Origin of the sequence: Serratia sp. CY31944 (assembly GCF_052169175.1) — a bacterium.
GTDB classification, from domain to species: domain Bacteria; phylum Pseudomonadota; class Gammaproteobacteria; order Enterobacterales; family Enterobacteriaceae; genus Serratia; species Serratia sarumanii.
In genome coordinates, this window is record NZ_JBJNLG010000012.1 from 60,433 (window position 1) to 76,616 (window position 16,184).

15 protein-coding genes are annotated in these 16,184 nt (G+C 62.2%); 8 read left to right on the plus strand and 7 right to left on the minus strand.

Going from position 1 to position 16,184, the window contains the following annotated elements; all coding sequences use genetic code 11:
- Window positions 1–150 precede the first annotated feature (150 nt).
- The gene (mgrA, locus tag ACJ8IN_RS13875) at window positions 151–1,140 is read right to left on the minus strand and encodes an L-glyceraldehyde 3-phosphate reductase (protein ID WP_060424408.1); all 990 of its coding nucleotides are present in this window, start codon (window positions 1,138–1,140) and stop codon (window positions 151–153) included.
- A gap of 189 nt (window positions 1,141–1,329) precedes the next feature.
- Between mgrA and ACJ8IN_RS13880 the strand changes: the two genes are divergently transcribed.
- Entirely contained in the window at window positions 1,330–2,991 is a 1,662-nt protein-coding gene (locus ACJ8IN_RS13880; RefSeq protein WP_308325943.1) for an alpha-keto acid decarboxylase family protein, read from the plus strand.
- On the opposite strand, the gene ACJ8IN_RS13885 is transcribed toward ACJ8IN_RS13880, so the two are convergent.
- Complete coding sequence (locus ACJ8IN_RS13885; RefSeq protein WP_060424407.1) at window positions 2,988–3,857, minus strand: LysR family transcriptional regulator; 870 nt, start codon at window positions 3,855–3,857, stop codon at window positions 2,988–2,990. The two genes, ACJ8IN_RS13880 and ACJ8IN_RS13885, sit on opposite strands and share 4 nt — an antisense overlap.
- Window positions 3,858–3,956: 99 nt before the next feature.
- Between ACJ8IN_RS13885 and ACJ8IN_RS13890 the strand changes: the two genes are divergently transcribed.
- Both ACJ8IN_RS13890 and ACJ8IN_RS13895 read left to right on the plus strand, forming a co-directional pair.
- Complete coding sequence (locus tag ACJ8IN_RS13890) at window positions 3,957–4,409, plus strand: multidrug/biocide efflux PACE transporter (RefSeq protein ID WP_060424405.1); 453 nt, start codon at window positions 3,957–3,959, stop codon at window positions 4,407–4,409.
- A 67-nt stretch (window positions 4,410–4,476) separates the two neighbouring features.
- Window positions 4,477–5,169 (plus strand): aspartate/glutamate racemase family protein, encoded by a 693-nt coding sequence (locus ACJ8IN_RS13895; RefSeq protein WP_060424402.1) that lies wholly within the window; start codon window positions 4,477–4,479, stop codon window positions 5,167–5,169.
- On the opposite strand, the gene ACJ8IN_RS13900 is transcribed toward ACJ8IN_RS13895, so the two are convergent.
- Window positions 5,166–6,413 (minus strand): ion channel protein, encoded by a 1,248-nt coding sequence (locus tag ACJ8IN_RS13900; protein WP_060427603.1) that lies wholly within the window; start codon window positions 6,411–6,413, stop codon window positions 5,166–5,168. The two genes, ACJ8IN_RS13895 and ACJ8IN_RS13900, sit on opposite strands and share 4 nt — an antisense overlap.
- Window positions 6,414–6,723: 310 nt before the next feature.
- Here ACJ8IN_RS13900 and glk point away from each other — a divergent pair, with 310 nt between their 5' ends.
- Window positions 6,724–7,686 (plus strand): glucokinase, encoded by a 963-nt coding sequence (gene glk / locus ACJ8IN_RS13905; RefSeq protein ID WP_033648112.1) that lies wholly within the window; start codon window positions 6,724–6,726, stop codon window positions 7,684–7,686.
- Window positions 7,687–7,756: 70 nt separating this feature from the next.
- Here the strand turns inward: glk and ACJ8IN_RS13910 are convergent, their stop codons facing one another.
- Complete coding sequence (locus tag ACJ8IN_RS13910; protein ID WP_033635420.1) at window positions 7,757–8,986, minus strand: L-lactate MFS transporter; 1,230 nt, start codon at window positions 8,984–8,986, stop codon at window positions 7,757–7,759.
- 397 nt (window positions 8,987–9,383) lie between these two features.
- On the opposite strand from ACJ8IN_RS13910, the gene ACJ8IN_RS13915 reads away from it, so the two are divergent.
- Entirely contained in the window at window positions 9,384–9,716 is a 333-nt protein-coding gene (locus tag ACJ8IN_RS13915; RefSeq protein ID WP_308325942.1) for a DUF2502 domain-containing protein, read from the plus strand.
- Between the two features lie 4 nt (window positions 9,717–9,720).
- Here the strand turns inward: ACJ8IN_RS13915 and ACJ8IN_RS13920 are convergent, their stop codons facing one another.
- The 3 genes from ACJ8IN_RS13920 to ACJ8IN_RS13930 all read right to left on the minus strand — a co-directional run bounded on the left by ACJ8IN_RS13920 (window position 9,721) and on the right by ACJ8IN_RS13930 (window position 13,487).
- Window positions 9,721–10,455 (minus strand): LytR/AlgR family response regulator transcription factor, encoded by a 735-nt coding sequence (locus tag ACJ8IN_RS13920; protein WP_033653705.1) that lies wholly within the window; start codon window positions 10,453–10,455, stop codon window positions 9,721–9,723.
- Complete coding sequence (locus tag ACJ8IN_RS13925) at window positions 10,452–12,143, minus strand: sensor histidine kinase (protein ID WP_033635418.1); 1,692 nt, start codon at window positions 12,141–12,143, stop codon at window positions 10,452–10,454. The genes ACJ8IN_RS13920 and ACJ8IN_RS13925 overlap by 4 nt, the downstream gene beginning before the upstream one ends.
- A 99-nt stretch (window positions 12,144–12,242) precedes the next feature.
- Entirely contained in the window at window positions 12,243–13,487 is a 1,245-nt protein-coding gene (locus ACJ8IN_RS13930; RefSeq protein ID WP_060427600.1) for a DUF1479 domain-containing protein, read from the minus strand.
- A gap of 168 nt (window positions 13,488–13,655) precedes the next feature.
- On the opposite strand from ACJ8IN_RS13930, the gene ACJ8IN_RS13935 reads away from it, so the two are divergent.
- From ACJ8IN_RS13935 to ACJ8IN_RS13945, 3 genes are all read left to right on the plus strand, one after another.
- Window positions 13,656–14,195 carry a GNAT family N-acetyltransferase gene (locus tag ACJ8IN_RS13935; RefSeq protein WP_033648108.1) on the plus strand — a complete coding sequence of 180 codons (540 nt, stop codon included), beginning with the start codon at window positions 13,656–13,658 and terminating at the stop codon, window positions 14,193–14,195.
- Window positions 14,196–14,314: 119 nt separating this feature from the next.
- The gene (gene alaC, locus ACJ8IN_RS13940) at window positions 14,315–15,544 is read left to right on the plus strand and encodes an alanine transaminase (RefSeq protein ID WP_033648107.1); all 1,230 of its coding nucleotides are present in this window, start codon (window positions 14,315–14,317) and stop codon (window positions 15,542–15,544) included.
- Window positions 15,545–15,653: 109 nt separating this feature from the next.
- On the plus strand, window positions 15,654–16,178 hold the full coding sequence (locus tag ACJ8IN_RS13945; RefSeq protein ID WP_060422013.1) for a cytochrome b: 525 nt from the start codon (window positions 15,654–15,656) through the stop codon (window positions 16,176–16,178).
- Window positions 16,179–16,184: the final 6 nt, after the last annotated feature.

Sequence of the window (16,184 nt, forward strand, 5' to 3'; positions counted from 1 at the left end):
CCTTATCGTTATTTTTGCTGCAATATCGGCATCATAGCGCCGGCGCATAGGGTTGAATCTTAGAGCCACTCTGAAAACGGCGACGAAGGCCAAGATTTGAGATTTTTCTGGGGTATCGCCGCTCGATTGAGCGGCGGAATTTGTAAGCGATTACAATAAGATTTTCTCGATCTGCGCGAGTTCTTTTTCACTGAAGTGGCGATTGGCCAGCATGCCCACCGCGTCTTCTATCTGCGCATTCTTGCTGGCGCCGATCAGCACCGAGGTAACGCGATCGCCGCGCAGCACCCAGGCCAGCGCCATTTGCGACAGCTTCTGCCCGCGTTGCCGCGCCAGCGCATCGAGGCGGCGCACCTTGTCCAGCCGCTCGGCGGTCAACTGCTCCGGCTGCAGGAACCGGCTGCCGCTGGCGGCGCGGGAATCTTGCGGAACGCCGTGCAGGTAGCGGTCGGTCAGCAGGCCGCCCGCCAGCGGCGAGAAGGCGATCGAGCCGACGCCATGCTCCGCCAGCGTATCCAGCAGCGCCGTCTCCGGCCCGCGTTCCAACATCGAATACTTCGGCTGGTGGATCACGCACGGCGTGCCGAGCCGCTGCAGAATGTCGAATGCCTGCCGCGCGCGCTCGGCCGGGTAGTTGGACAGGCCGACATACAGCGCTTTGCCCTGGCGCACCAACAAATCCAGCGCCGCCATGGTTTCTTCCAGCGGCGTCTCCGGATCCGGCCGATGATGATAAAAGATATCCACATACTCCAGCCCCATGCGCTTCAGGCTCTGATCGAGGCTGGCGACCAGGTACTTTTTCGAGCCCCAATCACCGTAGGGGCCGGGCCACATGGTGTAACCGGCTTTGGATGAGACGATCAGCTCATCGCGCCAGGCCCGCAGATCGGCGTTGAGTATGCGGCCAAAGTTCTCCTCGGCGGCGCCGGGCGGCGGGCCGTAGTTATTGGCCAGATCGAAATGAGTAATGCCGCGATCGAAGGCGCAGCGGATCAGGCCGCGGGCGTTGTCGTACAGCGTGGCGTCGCCGAAATTGTGCCACAGTCCGAGCGAGACGGCGGGCAGCTTCAGCCCGCTGCGGCCGCAGCGCCGGTATTCCATGTCTTGATAACGTGAGGGGGAGGCGGGGTAGGACATAGTTATCCTTGTCGGCGAGAGGTGAAGTGCTTTGAGTGTATACGCTTTCACACCGCGCTGCCGGGGGAGCGATCACAGCGCCGGCATGTAACGCCAGGTTGCCGATCGATGCAGGAATCCTTGTTCGAAATTTGAACAGCATCTTCGATACTTAAAGGTAATCGCTCCAGCTGCAGACAGGTGATGATCATGACTCAGACCTTTACGGTGGCCGATTATCTGCTCGATCGTCTGGCCCAAATCGGCATCCGTCATTTCTTCGGCGTGCCGGGGGATTACAACCTGCAATTCCTCGATCACGTCCTCGCCCATCCGCAAATCACCTGGGTAGGCTGCGCCAACGAGCTGAACGCCGCCTACGCCGCCGACGGCTATGCGCGCTGCAAACCGGCGGCCGCGCTGCTCACCACCTTTGGCGTCGGCGAGCTGAGCGCGTTAAACGGGGTGGCCGGCAGCTACGCCGAATACCTGCCGGTGATCCACGTGGTCGGCACGCCGGCGCAGCGCGCTCAGCGCGCCGGTGATTTGCTGCACCATTCGCTGGGGGATGGCGACTTCACCCACTTCGCCCGGATAGCCAAAGAGGTAACCGTCGCGCAGGCCGACCTGACCGCCGACAACGCCGCAGAGGAGATCGACCGCCTGATCTGCGCCGCCTTGCTGGAGCATCGCCCGGTTTACCTGATGTTGCCCAGCGACGTCGCGCAGGCGCCGCTGCCGAGTAAACCGGCGCCGCTGATGCTGCGCCAGGCCAAACTGTCGCGCAGCGCATTGCAGGCGTTTATCGCCGCGGCGCGCGAAAAGCTGCTGTCGGCGCGGCGGGTATCGCTGCTGGCGGACTTCCTGGCCGAGCGCTTCGGCGCCGAAGCGGCGCTGGACGAGTGGCTGCAGGAGGTCGACATTCCGCACGCTACGCTGCTGCTCGGCAAAGGCGTGCTGGATGAGAACCGCGCCGGTTTTGTCGGTACCTACTGCGGCGGTGCCAGCGATCCGGCGGTGAAACAGCTTATCGAAAACGCCGATGTGGTGATCAACGTCGGCGTGCGTTTGACCGACACCATTACCGCCGGTTTCACGCATCATCTGCCGGTGGAAAAATGCATCGACATTCAGCCGTTCGAAGCCTGGGTCGGGCGGCAGCGCTTTAGCCGCATTCCGATGCGCGAGGCGGTGCGGGCGCTGCATCGCCTGAGCCTGTCGCTGGCGTCGCGTTGGCCGTTGCCGCCGATCGTCCGCCCGGCGCTGCCGGAAGGCGATGGGGAAGGGCTGGATCAGCACGCCTTCTGGCGGCAGATGCAGGATTTCCTGCGGCCCGGGGATATCGTGTTGGCCGATCAGGGCACCGCCTGTTTTGGTGCGGCGGCGCTGACGTTGCCGCGCGGCTGCCGGTTGATCGTGCAGTCGCTCTGGGGATCGATCGGCTATACCCTGCCGGCGACGTTCGGCGTGCAGACCGCCGAACCGCAGCGTCGGGCAGTGCTGCTGATTGGCGACGGCGCCGCGCAACTGACCGTGCAAGAGCTGGGATCGATGCTGCGCGACGGGCTTAAGCCGGTGATCTTCGTGCTGAATAATCAGGGATATACCGTCGAGCGCGCCATCCACGGGCCGGAGCAACGTTATAACGACATCGCGCGCTGGAACTGGACGCAGCTGCCGCCTGCGCTGGCCGGCGAGCGGCCGGTGAAGGCGCTGCGGGTCAGCGATCCGGACGGCTTGCGCCAGGCGCTGCGCGAGGTAGCCGACGGCGATCGGCTGGTCTTCATTGAAGTGATGCTGCCGAAGATGGACATTCCCGAGCTGCTCGACACCGTTTCGCGCGCCATTCAGGCGCGCAACGCCGCCGCTTAAGGCAGGGTATCTCCCAGCAGGCGCTCCAGCATCCAGAACCCCGCCGGGCCCGGCGGGGTCAGTTTGGACCATACCGCATCCACCGAAATCAGTTTTGGCCAACCGCGCGGCCGCAGCTGGGTGAGTCTGCCGTGGCCGTATTGCTGCACCAGCCAGTGCGGCAACACCGCCCAGCCGAACCCCTGTTCCGCCATCTCCAGCAACAGCAGATAGCTGGGCGCCGACCAAACCAGGCCACCCTGTCTGGCCGCTTCGGCGCCGGTGTAGGTATTCAGGATCAGCTGACGGGTGCTGGACAACTGCTCCGGCGTCGGCGCGGCGACCTGCGCCAGCGGGTGCTGATGGGCGACGAACAGCCCCATTTCGGTCTGTTCCGGCAAGCGGGAGAAAGCGATATCCGGCGGATAACTTTTTTGCACTTCCACCATGCCCAAATGCGCGCGGCCGCTTTGCAGCAGATCGATAACGTCGCCTTCCTCGGCGATCATCCACTCCAGCTCAATCTCCGGGTAACGCAGTTCGAATTGTTGCATCAATTGATCGTGATGCTTGGGTTGATAGGTATCGGAGAACACCATGCTCAGGCGCGGTTCGACCTCGCCCGCCAGTTGAATGCTCAGGGCGTCGAGCCGCTCGCTGGCGGCGAGGATCGCCTGCACATGCCCCAGCACTTTGCGGCCGGCGGCGGTGAGCACCGGCTGGCGCGCGCTGCGATCGAACAGCGTCAGCGCCAGGTCGGCCTCCAGATTGGCGATGGCGGTGCTGATGGTGGATTGGCTTTTGCGCAGCTTGCGCGCGGCGGCGGAAAACGAGCCGAGGGCGGCGGCTTCGACAAACGCGTGCAGCGCTTCCGGGGAATAGTGCATAAACTATCTACTTTATCGATGGTATCTATTTTTAATCTACCCAAAAAAGCGATGATAATCACCTGACTTTCGCAACAACTGTCGGAAAAAAGGTGATGTATGCAACTGCAAAACAAGTCTCTCATTGAACGTATCGTCCACGCCGTCGGTTTCGAGGCCATCGCCGTGATGATTTGCGCCCCGCTGGGCGCGTGGCTGCTGAACCGCTCAATGGTGCAGGTCGGTGCGTTGGCGGTGATGCTCTCCACCGTCGCTATGCTGTGGAACATGGTTTACAACACGGTGTTCGACCGCCTGTGGCCGGTCAGCCGGGTGGTGCGTAACCTGAAAGTGCGTGCGCTGCACGCCGTCGGCTTTGAAGCTGGTTTTATCCTGATCGGCGTACCGATCGCCGCCTGGATGCTGAGCATCTCCTGGGCGCAGGCGTTTATGCTGGAAATCGGTTTCTTCCTGTTCTTCTTGCCCTACACCATGGCCTATAACTGGCTGTACGACACGCTGCGCCAGCGCTGGTTCGAAGCGCGCCAGCCGATCAATTCCGGCGCTGAATAAGGCGTCGTCAGCCCGGCGATTCTCAGGTAAGGTCAGAGGATTGTCGCAACAGGCTGAGGAAAGAAAAATGAAAGTGTTGGGCTTGCTGGGTGGCATGAGCTGGGAATCCACCATTCCGTATTACCGCACCATCAACGAGCAGATAAAGGCGCGCCTCGGCGGGCTGCATTCGGCCAAAATCGTGCTCTACAGCGTCGATTTTCAGGAGATCGAGCGATTGCAGCATCAGGGCGATTGGGACGGCGCCGGCCGATTGCTGGCCGCCGCCGCGGTGGCGTTGCGCGCCGCCGGCGCCGAAGCCATCGTGATCTGCACCAACACCATGCACAAGGTGGCGGAGGCGGTCGAGCAGGCCAGCGGCCTGCCGCTGATCCACATCGCCGACGCCACGGCGCTGCAGGTGCGGGAAAAAAACATTCGCCGCGTCGGGCTGCTGGGCACGCGCTTTACCATGGAGCAGACCTTCTACCGTGGCCGCCTGCAGGAATTGCACGGCATTGAGGTGGTGACGCCGGTCAGCGCCGATCGCGACATCGTACACCGCATCATCTATGACGAACTGTGCCTCGGTAAAGTTCGCGACGCCTCGCGCGACGAATATCGCCGGATCATCAGCGATCTGGAGCAGCAGGGCGCGCAGGGGATTATTTTCGGCTGCACCGAGATAGGGTTGTTGGTGAGCGAGCAGGATGCCTCGGTGCCGGTGTTCGACACCACCGCGATCCACGCCCGCGCCGCCGCGGCGTTCGCGCTGGCCTAATCGTCGTGCGGCGGTTGCCGGCGGTTCACCAGCATCAGCGGTTTGCCCGCCAGCGCCAGCCAGGCGGGCAGCATCACGATGCACAAGACCGGCAGCAGGTGCAGATCCGGCACCACCGCCACTGCCATGAACAGGCTGAGCCAGCCGTCGCGCGTCACCACCAGCACCAGCCCCATGATGGCGCAGGAGACGGTGATCGCCGCCGGCACCGCCGGAACGTGCTGGTGCAGCATCAGCCCCAGCGCCACGCCGACGAACACCGCCGGGAAGATGCGCCCGCCGCGAAAGCCGCTGGCGGCGGCGATCACCAGCGCCGCCAGCTTGGTCAGGGTAATGGCCAACAGCGCCGGCACCGAATAGCCGTCGTCTTGCGCGAGGCGCTTCATTTCATCCAGCCCTTTGAACAGGGTAATCTCTCCGCCCACCAGCGCCAGCAGGCCCAGCACAAAACCCCCCAGCCCTAACATCAACACCGGATTCTTCATCGAATGGAACAGGCGGTGAACGTGCGGGAAGCACCACAGCGCCACCATGCCGAGCGCGATGGCGATCAGCGCCACGATGGCGCCGCTGAAGATGTCCGGCAGCCGCGTCACGTCGTAGGCGTCGAGCTGCAGGGCGAAATTGGGCACGAAGAACATCTGGGTGGTGACCGCGCCGGCGGCGGCGGCCACCAGCGGGGCGAACAGGCGATCCCACAGCGGCGTTTCGTTATTGCCCGCCAGGGTTTGCGAGAAGATCAGCGCGGCGGCGACCGGCGTGCCGAACATCGCGCCGATGGTGCCCGCGGCCGCCAGGATGATCCAGTCCATGCGCGGCACCTTCGGCAGCAGGCGCGCACCGGCGGCCGCTACCAGCGCGATATTGATGGCGGTGATCGGGTTCTCCGGCCCCAGGCTGACGCCGCCGGCCAGGCCGACGATCAGCGCCAACCCCAGCCCCGGCAGGGCGGAGAGCGGCAGCGGCATGCCGATCAGCGATTCCGTCGCCGGGTCCGGCCCGGCGTGGCCCGGCATATAGCGCACGATAATGCCCACCGCCACGCCGGTCAGCGTCAGCATCGCGACCGGCCACCAGGGCGACTGGGCATCCAGGCTCAGCGCATCGGGCAGGGTTACCCACAGTAATTGCTGCAGCGCGGCGGCGACTTTCATCACCAGCAGCAGCACCAGACTGGAAGCGGAACCGATAATCAGCGCAGGCAAAGCAAAGGCCAACATGGCATTGGCGCGCGGATGCAGCATGGGTAATCCCTTGTCGATGCCTCCCTACAGGGCAGGGAGAGCGGGTGGTTGGGCTGTGGCCACAGCTTGCCAGACTATCGGCGCGCAGGCACGCATTGATATTGCCCGGCGGCGATGACGGTTAACAGTCGCCGGGGGGCGTTTTTTGCCGCAATTTGTTTCAAGGCGCGGCGTCGCGGGTAAGCTGAAACGTTTTTTGTGATCCGGATCGCTATTGGGGTGCAGATCCGGGGCGGGTGATTGTTGTTTTCGCAGCAGGATTTTACAGTGTGGGCAGCTTTTTATTTTTCATTTTGCGGAGACGAAATCAATGACCTATGCCCTCGTGGGTGATGTTGGCGGCACCAATGCCCGCCTGGCGTTGTGCACTGTTGCGACGGGTGAAATTACCCAGGCGAAAACCTATTCCGGCCTGGAGTTCGACAGCCTGGAGGCGGTGATCCGCCAATACCTGAAAGCGTGCGATATCGAGGTGCAGGACGCCTGTATCGCGATCGCCTGCCCGGTGACCGAAGACTGGGTGGCGATGACCAACCACAGCTGGGCGTTCTCGATCAAAGAAATGAAGGCCAGCCTGGGGCTGAGCCACCTGGAAGTGATCAACGATTTCACCGCCGTATCGATGGCGATCCCGATGCTTTCGCCAGATGACGTGCTGCAGTTTGGCGGCGGCGATGCGCAGCCGGGCAAACCGATCGCGGTGTACGGCGCCGGCACCGGGCTGGGCGTCGCCCACCTGGTGCACGTCGATCGCCGCTGGGTCAGCCTGCCGGGCGAGGGCGGCCATGTCGATTTCGCGCCGAACAGCGAAGAAGAGGACATCATTCTGGAGGTACTGCGCGGTGAAGTGGGGCACGTTTCCGCCGAGCGCGTGCTGTCCGGGCCGGGCCTGGTCAATCTGTATCGCGCCATCGTCAAGGCGGACAACCGCCTGCCGGAAAAATGGGAGCCGAAGGACATCACCGAGCGGGCGCTGGCCGACAGCTGCATCGATTGCCGCCGTGCGCTGTCGCTGTTTTGCGTGATCATGGGGCGCTTCGGCGGCAACCTGGCGCTGAATTTGGGCACCTTTGGCGGCGTGTACATCGCCGGCGGCATCGTGCCGCGCTTTATGGAATTCTTCAAGGCCTCGGGCTTTCGCGCCGCCTTCGAAGACAAGGGGCGCTTCCGCGACTATGTGCGAGACATCCCGGTGTTCATGATAACGCACGGCCAGCCGGGCCTGCTGGGTGCCGGCGCGCATCTGCGCCAGACGCTGGGCATGCATCTGTAAGCCCAGAGATGAAGTAATAAAAAAAGGGGCGCAACCCGCAGGTTGCGCCCCTTGTCGTTTTCGCGGGGGATCAGGCTTTGGCCAATTCCGCCGTCTGGGTGGTTTCTGCCGTTTCCGCTTCCACCGCCTTCGGCGCTTTGATGAACAGCGTAATCAGCAGAGAGGCGGCGGACAGGACGCCAATCACCATGAAGGTGGCGTGGAAGCCGCCGAAGTATTTGGCGACGAACGAACCGGCCAGCGCGCCCAGGCCGAAGCCCTGGTAGATGATGCCGTAGTTTTTGCTGTGGTTTTTCAGGCCGAAGAAGTCGCCGACAATCGCCGGGAACACGGTGATGTTGCCGCCGAAGCAGAAGGCCACCGCGCCGACGCAGATGAAGAACAGCGTGTGGTTCAGGGTCATGAAGCTCAGGGCGACAATCGCCAGCACGGTAACCAGCATGGTGAAGCTGATGACGCGCATGCGGCCCACTTTATCGGACAGCGTACCCAGGATGATGCGGCCGGCGGTGTTGAAGATGGCGACGGCGGACACGGTGTTGGCGGCGGTGGCCAAATCCATCCCGGCCAGTTGAACGCCCATGTCTTTCACGATGCCAATCAGGTACAGACCGCTCATGCAGGCCGCGAAGAAGATGGTGAACAGCAGGTAGGCTTCTTTGGTGGCCAGCATCTGGCGCACGCTGAAGTCGTTGCCCAGACCGTTGGCGCCTTGCTGCGCGGCGTTGGTCGCCAGCACCGGCTCTTTCAGCAGCAGGGAACCGACGACGATCAGACCCATCACGATGGCACCCCAGTAGAAGAAGGCGCCGGAAACGCCGACGTCGGCGATCAGGGCGGCGTTGACGTATTTGAACAGCAGGCTGCCGCTGCCGAAGGCGCCGACGGAGATGCCGGAAATCAGGCCTTTATTGGCCGGGAACCACTTAATCAGGTTGGACAGGGTGGAGATGTAGGCGATACCGACCGCAAAGCCCACCACCACGCCGGCCAGCAGGTAGATCATGTCGAGCGAGCTGACGTGGGCGCTGGCGATCAGGCCCAGGCCGACCAGAATGCCGGAACACAGCGTCAGGTTGCGGATGCCGAAGCGCTCTTGCAGCTTGCCGGCGAACAGCGTGGCGAAGGCCAGGAAGAAGCTGGTGATGGAGAAGGTGGTGGCGACGTCCGCCAGCCCCCAGTGGAACTTGTCGACCAGCGGCTGGTTGAACAGGCTCCAGGTGTAGATGGTGCCCAGGCCCATCTGACAGATGATGGTGCCGAGAACGATTAAGCTGCGATTTGCCGGTTTGGTGTTCATGGCCGGTCTCCTTCCTGTGTGTGCGTTGCCGGGCGTGAGCCGCTGGCTGAAATTTGCGGGGTGAAGCTGTGTTCCCGCGGTATGGGCTTATTATATGGCCGGCCCCCCCGGCGGGCGGCGGATCGGGAATGAGTTGCACGGCGGAAGGAATGAAATGCATGTTATGCGGCGTGAGTTGCCGTTTTTGCGCCGAAAAGCGCGTGAAATGCCGTGGGTGACACGTGATCTACATCAAAGATATCAACGATTTATTGTTAACTGCCGGTGAACGATTGTGGTGAGATTGTGAAGGATGCGTCTGAAAGGCGTAAATCGGCATTGCGCCTATAGAGCGGCGATGAGCGCGGGACTATGTTATCTGCGATCGGACGAGGTCCGCTCTGCAGGAGTCCATGAAATGAAAAAAACGCTGTTGTTACTGGCCGCGCTGCTGGCGCTGCCGCTGGCGAGCCAGGCCGACGTGTCCATCGGCGTGAACGTGCCGGGCCTGTCGTTGCATATCGGCGATCGCGATAATCGCGGCCACTACTGGGACGGCTATCGCTGGCGCGATCCGCGCTGGTGGGCCGATCACCACCGGCATGAACGCCCGCGCGGGTACTATTATGGCCCGCCGCCACGGGTGATTTACTACGGGCCGCCGCGGCGCGACTGGCGAGATCGGCCGCATTACCGCCTGCCGCCACCGCTCCCGCCCGGCTATTACTACCGTCCGGGCCCGCGCTGGTAAGCGCTTACAGGCGCATCAGCTGGCGAAACTCTTTCACCTTGCTGCGGCTGACCGGCACTTCAAACTCAAGATCGCTCAGCCGCAGAATGTAGGTATTGTTGAACCAGGGCACGATCTCGCGGATCTTCGCCAGGTTAACGCAGTAAGAGCGATGGCAGCGGAAGAAATGCGCTTCCGGCAGCCGGCCGTAAAACTCGGTGATGTTCATCGGCATCACGAACTCTTCCCGGCGGGTATAGACCCGCGTCACCTTTTCATCGGCGGCGGCGTAGTAGATGTCGTTGATGTCGGTAACGATGATCCGCTCGTCTTTGATCAGGTTGATGCTGTGGCTGCCGCGGCTCGGCGCGCTGGCCGGTTCCGCCCCACCGGCGGGGCGCTGGTGCAGCGCCTCCAGCTTTTGCAGCATGGTGACGATGCGCGCTTCGTGATAGGGCTTGAGGATATAGTCGAACGCCTCGATCTCGAACGCTTCCACCGCGTGCTCTTTATAGGCGGTGATGAACACGATCGACGGGCGATGCGCGAACTTGCTGATGTTTTGCGCCAGCAGCACGCCGTCCAGCGACGGGATATTGATGTCGAGGAAAATGGCGTCGACCTGGTGGGTTTGCAGGTATTTCAGGACGTCGAGCCCGTCCTCGAAGCTGGCGACGATATCGATATTGCTGTGTTTCTTGATCAGGTAGCTGAGTTCTTCCTGCGCGAGGAATTCGTCTTCCACGATGATGGCTTTCATGAGGCCTCCCCGACCGGCGGCGCGCTCGGTTCCTGATGCAGCTTGCCGCCGTTTTTGCTGATGTAGAACGCGATTTCGGTGCCCGGCTCCAGGCGGCGGATATGCAGCCCTTCACCATACAGCAGCGACACGCGGTGGTGCACGTTGAGCAGGCCGATATTGTGGCCCGGCATCTCGTTGCGCGCCACCCGGTCGATGGTTTCCTGATTGATGCCGTGGCCGGTATCCTTCACCGAAATCTTCACCCGATCGCCCTGATCTTTCACCGCGATCACCACCACCCCTTTACCCTTGCAGGGCTGGATGCCGTGCACGATGGCGTTTTCCACCAGCGGCTGGATCAGTAGGCTGGGAATGCGCACCGAGACGTCGTCGTCGATGTCGTAAATCACCGTCAGCTTGGCGCCGAAGCGCGCCTGTTCGATGGCGATATAGTCCTGAATCTGATGCAGCTCCTTGCGGATATCGATCAGTTCGTCGTTCAGTTCCAGGTTGTAGCGCAGGTAGCGCGACAGATTGATGATCAGCTGGCGCGCGGTGTCCGGATTCAGGCGAATAGAGGAAGAGATGGCGTTCAGCGCGTTGAACAGGAAGTGCGGGTTGATCTTGCTCTGCAGCGCGCGCATTTCGGCTTTGTCCGCCATCTGGCGCAGATGCTCGATGCGGGAAACCTCGATCTGCGTGGAGATGATCTGCGACAGCCCGACCGCCATCACCTTCAGCGTGTTGGTGATCTGGTGGGCGTGGCAGTAGTAAATTTTCAGCGCGCCGGTCACTTCGCCTTTTTCCCACAGCGGCACCACCAGCTGCGAATGGATCTGCGGCGCGGCCGGGTTTTCCAGGTTGTTCTTGATGATGATTTTGCCGTGGCGAATGCTTTCTCGGGTGACGCGGCTCAGCCCTTCGCGGCCGATCGGGTAGGCTTCGCGCCCTACGCCGACGTAGGCCAGCACCTGATGGGTATCGGTGATCGCCACCGCGTCGGCGCGGATGTCCTGGCGGATGATATCGCAGATGGTGGCCAGCGATTCGCTGTTGATGTTGCGAAAATAGGGCAGCGTCTTGTGGGCGATATCCAGCGCCAGCTTGGCCTGGCGCGCGGCGATCACCTCTTTTTCATCCTCGACGCTCTGCACCAGCAGCACGATCAGGCCGATGCACACCGTGCCGAGGATCATCGGCAGGGCAATCTGCGACACGATGTCCAACCCAAGCTCGGTCGGCTTGGCCCACAGCACGATCAGCAGCATGGTGAGGGATTCGCACAGCATGCCGCCGACGATGCCGGCGCGCCAGCGCTGCTCTTTTTTCACCTTGAGGTTGATGTAGCCGGCGCTGATGCCGGCGATGATGCTGGTGATAAGGCAAGGCACCGAGGTGATGCCGCCGATGTCGATCAGATAGCGGTGCACCCCGGCGACGATGCCGGTGACGATGCCCACCCAGGGGCCGAACAGGATGCCGCCGGCCATGATGGCGATGACGCGCACGTTGACCAGCGATCCTTCGACGTTGATGCCGGAGTAGGTGCTGAACAGCGCGAACAGCGAGAAGATCGCCGTGACGATGCCGAGCTCGAGCGGCGTATGGTCTTCTTTTTGCAGCAGTTGGCGGAACAGCCGGGTGCGGGTCAGGAAAAACAGACAGATCAACATCAGCGCGGCGCGATCAAACACCGCCAACAGCATTTCAAAAAAAGGGTGCACGACGGGTTCTCGCTGCGGCCTACGGATGGCGGCAGTATACCACAGCGAAAGGGGCCCGTGGCGCGCGCCACGGGCGGGGGATCAGCCCATGCCGAGCTGCGCTTTGCCCAGCGGCGTCAGCAGGTCGGCGGTGGCGCGGCCGTCGAAATCCACCTCGAAGTCGTCGGGGGCGAAGTCCGGCGGCGTTCTGCCGTTGATAAAGCTCGGCAGCTGGCGCTGCAGATAGGCGTCGTTTTTCTCGCAGCCCGGCGCGGCGGCGATGTACATCACGTTGCTGTCGAACTCGCCGTTATGCTCGTTCTCCACCGCGTGGATCACGTCGCAGTGCCAAAATACCGTGTCGCCCGGCTCCAGATCGGGAATAGGGGAAATCCCACTTAATAAAAGGGGATGCCATTTTTCCGAGATCGACAGCGCGCGGCCCGGCGCCGCATCGCACAGATCGTCGTCGGCGACGTCGTCCTGCAGCGCGCGCAGCAGCACATAGGCCATGGCATTGGCGATCGGCACCAGGTTCAGCGTGCCGGCATTGGTGCGCTGCGGCGTCAGCGCCGTCCAGCCCTGGAAGGTGCGGAACATCGAACAGACCGCCGGCGAGGCTATCTCGCGCACCTCGGTGCGGCCGTCGGCGGCGAAGGGATCGTACTGCTGCCAGTCGCCGGAGAAAACGTGGCGATACACATAGCGGAAGTTTTCGTCCAGCCAGCGCTCGATGGTGCCGCTGTCGACGTGCGGCGACAGGCCCAGCGACGAGGAGTTCGGCGGGCGGCGGCGGGTGCGATCGGCATAGGTGGCGACGCGGGTCGGATCGAAATGCTGTTTGCCGTTGCTCTCGGTGGCCCATAGGCTGTTGAGGAACACCTGCACCGCATGCATGCGCGCATCCTGCCGCGCCTCGACCTGCGGTTTCGACCAATAGATGCCGTAGATCTGCGGTTTGCTGGCGGCCAGTTTGCCGAAATAGTTGTCTTCGGCGGCGTTTTTCAACCGCTCGACGAAGTTGTTGCGCTCGAGGTAGTCGCCGATTTCCCGGTTCCAGCCCTCGGCCTTGGCGCGGGGAAACACGCCGCGAATGGCGCAGGCGCCGCGCTGTTTGATCAGCGCTATCTGCTGCTCGCTGACGCGCTGCTGCAGGATATCTTCCGCGTCGATCTGCGGCACCGGATTGTGGCCGGCGGCCAGCTCGCGCCGGATCTGTTCGACCTGGCCGCGGATGTTCTCTTCCAGCGCCAGAAATACATCGCGGTAGTTCGGCAATGCCTGGCGCAGCTGGCGCTTGACGTTAACGATCGTCTGCGGAATATCGTCGATGACTAAAGAGGCCATGGTGTTCTCCTCGTGCCGTGTGAGTGACTGCGGCGAGCGGTTGTAGGGAATCGGGCAAGACGTTATGGTTTTGTGGTTTTAACGTGAATGATTATCGGCAACCAATCGAGGAAAATAAAGAGATATCTTTCATTCGTAAGTTCCTCTTTTTCGTTTTTCGGAGATTTTATGAAGCTGGTCACTGAACGTCTGCACTTACAGTCGATAACCGCCGAGGATTGGCCGCTGTTTTTGCGCCTGTACCAAGATCCCGAGGTGATTCGTTACATCTCCGATCCGCGCAGCGAAGCGGAGATCCGCGCCCGGTTCGAGGAGCGGCTGCCGGCCTGGGACAAACACGGTGAGCAGTGGCTGTGCCTGGTGATGCGTGAGAAGCACAGCGGGGAGGCTGTGGGCGTTACCGGCTTTCGCCCGCAGTGGGTGCCGTATCGGCAGGCGGAAGTGGGATACGGGAGTTTGCCTGCCGGCCAGGGCAAGGGCTATGGCAAGGAGTCGCTGCGGGCGGTGCTGGATTTTGCGGTGAACGCCTGCGGTTTTCACAAGCTGACCGCCACCGTGACCGCGGGCAACCTCGCTTCGCGCGGCCTGCTGGAGTCGTGCGGTTTTCAGCTGGAAGGCACGCTGCGCGACAACTACCGTCTGGCGGGGCAGTGGTGCGACGACTGGCTGTTCGGGCTGCTGGCGGCGGAGTTTCAGGGCGGCAAATAAAAATATCGCGCCGGGTATCGACAAGCTCGTCGGCGCTGCGCTATGTTCGATATTCGGTCAGTTCGCTGGCCAGCGTCGCTCGGACGGTCCGGGCGCTAACGTCTATCGAGGAATCCCCTATGGCTGATAACAGTCCACAGCGCCGTTTTACGCGCATTGAACGTCTTCCCCCTTACGTATTCAACATCACCGCCGAACTGAAGATGGCCGCGCGCCGTCGCGGCGAGGATATTATCGACTTCAGCATGGGTAACCCCGACGGCCCGACGCCGCCGCACATCGTGGAAAAACTGTGCGCCGTCGCCCAGCGCGACGACACCCACGGTTATTCCACCTCGCGCGGCATTCCGCGCCTGCGCCGCGCCATTTCGCGCTGGTATGCCGACCGTTATCAGGTGGATATCGATCCGGAAAGCGAAGCCATCGTCACCATCGGTTCGAAAGAGGGGCTGGCGCACCTGATGCTGGCGACCCTCGATCACGGCGATACCGTGCTGGTGCCGAACCCCAGCTACCCGATCCACATTTACGGCGCGGTGATCGCCGGCGCCCAGGTGCGTTCTGTGCCGCTGGTGGACGGCGTGGATTTCTTCGGTGAGCTGGAGCGCGCCATTCGGGAAACCATTCCGCGCCCGAAAATGATGATCCTCGGCTTCCCGTCCAACCCGACCGCGCAGTGCGTGGAGCTGGATTTCTTCGAGCGGGTGGTGGCGCTGGCCAAGCAGTACAACGTGCTGGTGATCCACGATCTGGCCTATGCCGATATCGTCTATGACGGCTGGCAAGCGCCGTCGATCATGCAGGTGCCGGGGGCGAAAGACATTGCGGTGGAGTTTTTCACCCTGTCGAAAAGCTACAACATGGCCGGCTGGCGCATCGGGTTCATGGTCGGCAACCCCGAGCTGGTCAGCGCGCTGGCGCGCATCAAGAGCTATCACGATTACGGTACCTTTACGCCGCTACAGGTGGCGGCCATCGCCGCGCTGGAAGGCGATCAGCAGTGCGTGCGCGATATCGCCGAGCAGTATCGGCAGCGCCGCAACGTGCTGGTGAAAGGGCTGCATGAGGCCGGCTGGATGGTGGAAAATCCGAAGGCGTCGATGTACGTGTGGGCGAAAATTCCCGAGCCTTATGCCCACCTAGGTTCGCTGGAGTTCGCCAAGCGCCTGCTGGCGGAAGCCAAGGTCTGCGTCTCGCCGGGCATCGGCTTCGGCGACTACGGCGATACCCACGTGCGCTTCGCGCTGATCGAGAACCAGGACCGTATCCGCCAGGCGGTGCGCGGCATCAAGGCGATGTTCCGCGCGGACGGGCTGTTGAAGCCGGGCAAGGCGGGCAGCGCCAAATAATCCTGTCAGGCCGGGCGTTCGCCCGGCCTTATTTTTCCGTCCCAAGGTTTTCTTCATCATTTCCCCATTATGCTCGACTACGCTGAGTTTTATTTTTTGGACTGAGTGTATGAGCAACCGCTACGCGCGATCGCAAATCGTTTTACATTGGCTGACGCTGCTGCTGGTGATCCTCACCTATTCGGCGATGTTGCTGAAGGATTCGATGCCGGAGGCGTGGGGGCCGGTGGTCAAAAATCTGCACTTTAATTTCGGGGTATCGGTCTTTGCCCTGATGCTGATTCGGTTGGCGGTGCGCGCTTTCCGCGCTGCGCCGCCGACCACGCCGCCGCTGGAGGAGTGGCAGGAAGTGGGCGCCAAGATCTTCCATTGGCTGCTGTACGTGGTCTTCCTGATGTTGCCGCTGCTGGGTATGTTAACCCTGGCCTATGGCGGTAAATCGTGGTCTTTGCTGGGCTGGCCGGTGCCGCAGTGGGTGACGCCGGATCCGGTGATGCGCCGGCTGGTCAAAACGGTGCATGAGACGCTTGCAAACGTTGGCTACTTTATCATTGGCGCGCATGCGCTGGCGGCGCTGTATCATCACTATCTGCGCAAGGACGACACCCTGCGCCGCATGATGCCGGGCAAATGATCGCTA

What these genes read in the sequence shown, in the direction of transcription:
- mgrA (WP_060424408.1), bottom strand. Translation starts at nt 1,140, where the DNA reads ATGTCCTACCCCGCCTCCCCCTCACGTTATCAAGACATGGAATACCGG.
- ACJ8IN_RS13880 (WP_308325943.1), top strand. Translation starts at nt 1,330, where the DNA reads ATGACTCAGACCTTTACGGTGGCCGATTATCTGCTCGATCGTCTGGCC.
- ACJ8IN_RS13885 (WP_060424407.1), bottom strand. Translation starts at nt 3,857, where the DNA reads ATGCACTATTCCCCGGAAGCGCTGCACGCGTTTGTCGAAGCCGCCGCC.
- ACJ8IN_RS13890 (WP_060424405.1), top strand. Translation starts at nt 3,957, where the DNA reads ATGCAACTGCAAAACAAGTCTCTCATTGAACGTATCGTCCACGCCGTC.
- ACJ8IN_RS13895 (WP_060424402.1), top strand. Translation starts at nt 4,477, where the DNA reads ATGAAAGTGTTGGGCTTGCTGGGTGGCATGAGCTGGGAATCCACCATT.
- ACJ8IN_RS13900 (WP_060427603.1), bottom strand. Translation starts at nt 6,413, where the DNA reads ATGCTGCATCCGCGCGCCAATGCCATGTTGGCCTTTGCTTTGCCTGCG.
- glk (WP_033648112.1), top strand. Translation starts at nt 6,724, where the DNA reads ATGACCTATGCCCTCGTGGGTGATGTTGGCGGCACCAATGCCCGCCTG.
- ACJ8IN_RS13910 (WP_033635420.1), bottom strand. Translation starts at nt 8,986, where the DNA reads ATGAACACCAAACCGGCAAATCGCAGCTTAATCGTTCTCGGCACCATC.
- ACJ8IN_RS13915 (WP_308325942.1), top strand. Translation starts at nt 9,384, where the DNA reads ATGAAAAAAACGCTGTTGTTACTGGCCGCGCTGCTGGCGCTGCCGCTG.
- ACJ8IN_RS13920 (WP_033653705.1), bottom strand. Translation starts at nt 10,455, where the DNA reads ATGAAAGCCATCATCGTGGAAGACGAATTCCTCGCGCAGGAAGAACTC.
- ACJ8IN_RS13925 (WP_033635418.1), bottom strand. Translation starts at nt 12,143, where the DNA reads ATGCTGTTGGCGGTGTTTGATCGCGCCGCGCTGATGTTGATCTGTCTG.
- ACJ8IN_RS13930 (WP_060427600.1), bottom strand. Translation starts at nt 13,487, where the DNA reads ATGGCCTCTTTAGTCATCGACGATATTCCGCAGACGATCGTTAACGTC.
- ACJ8IN_RS13935 (WP_033648108.1), top strand. Translation starts at nt 13,656, where the DNA reads ATGAAGCTGGTCACTGAACGTCTGCACTTACAGTCGATAACCGCCGAG.
- alaC (WP_033648107.1), top strand. Translation starts at nt 14,315, where the DNA reads ATGGCTGATAACAGTCCACAGCGCCGTTTTACGCGCATTGAACGTCTT.
- ACJ8IN_RS13945 (WP_060422013.1), top strand. Translation starts at nt 15,654, where the DNA reads ATGAGCAACCGCTACGCGCGATCGCAAATCGTTTTACATTGGCTGACG.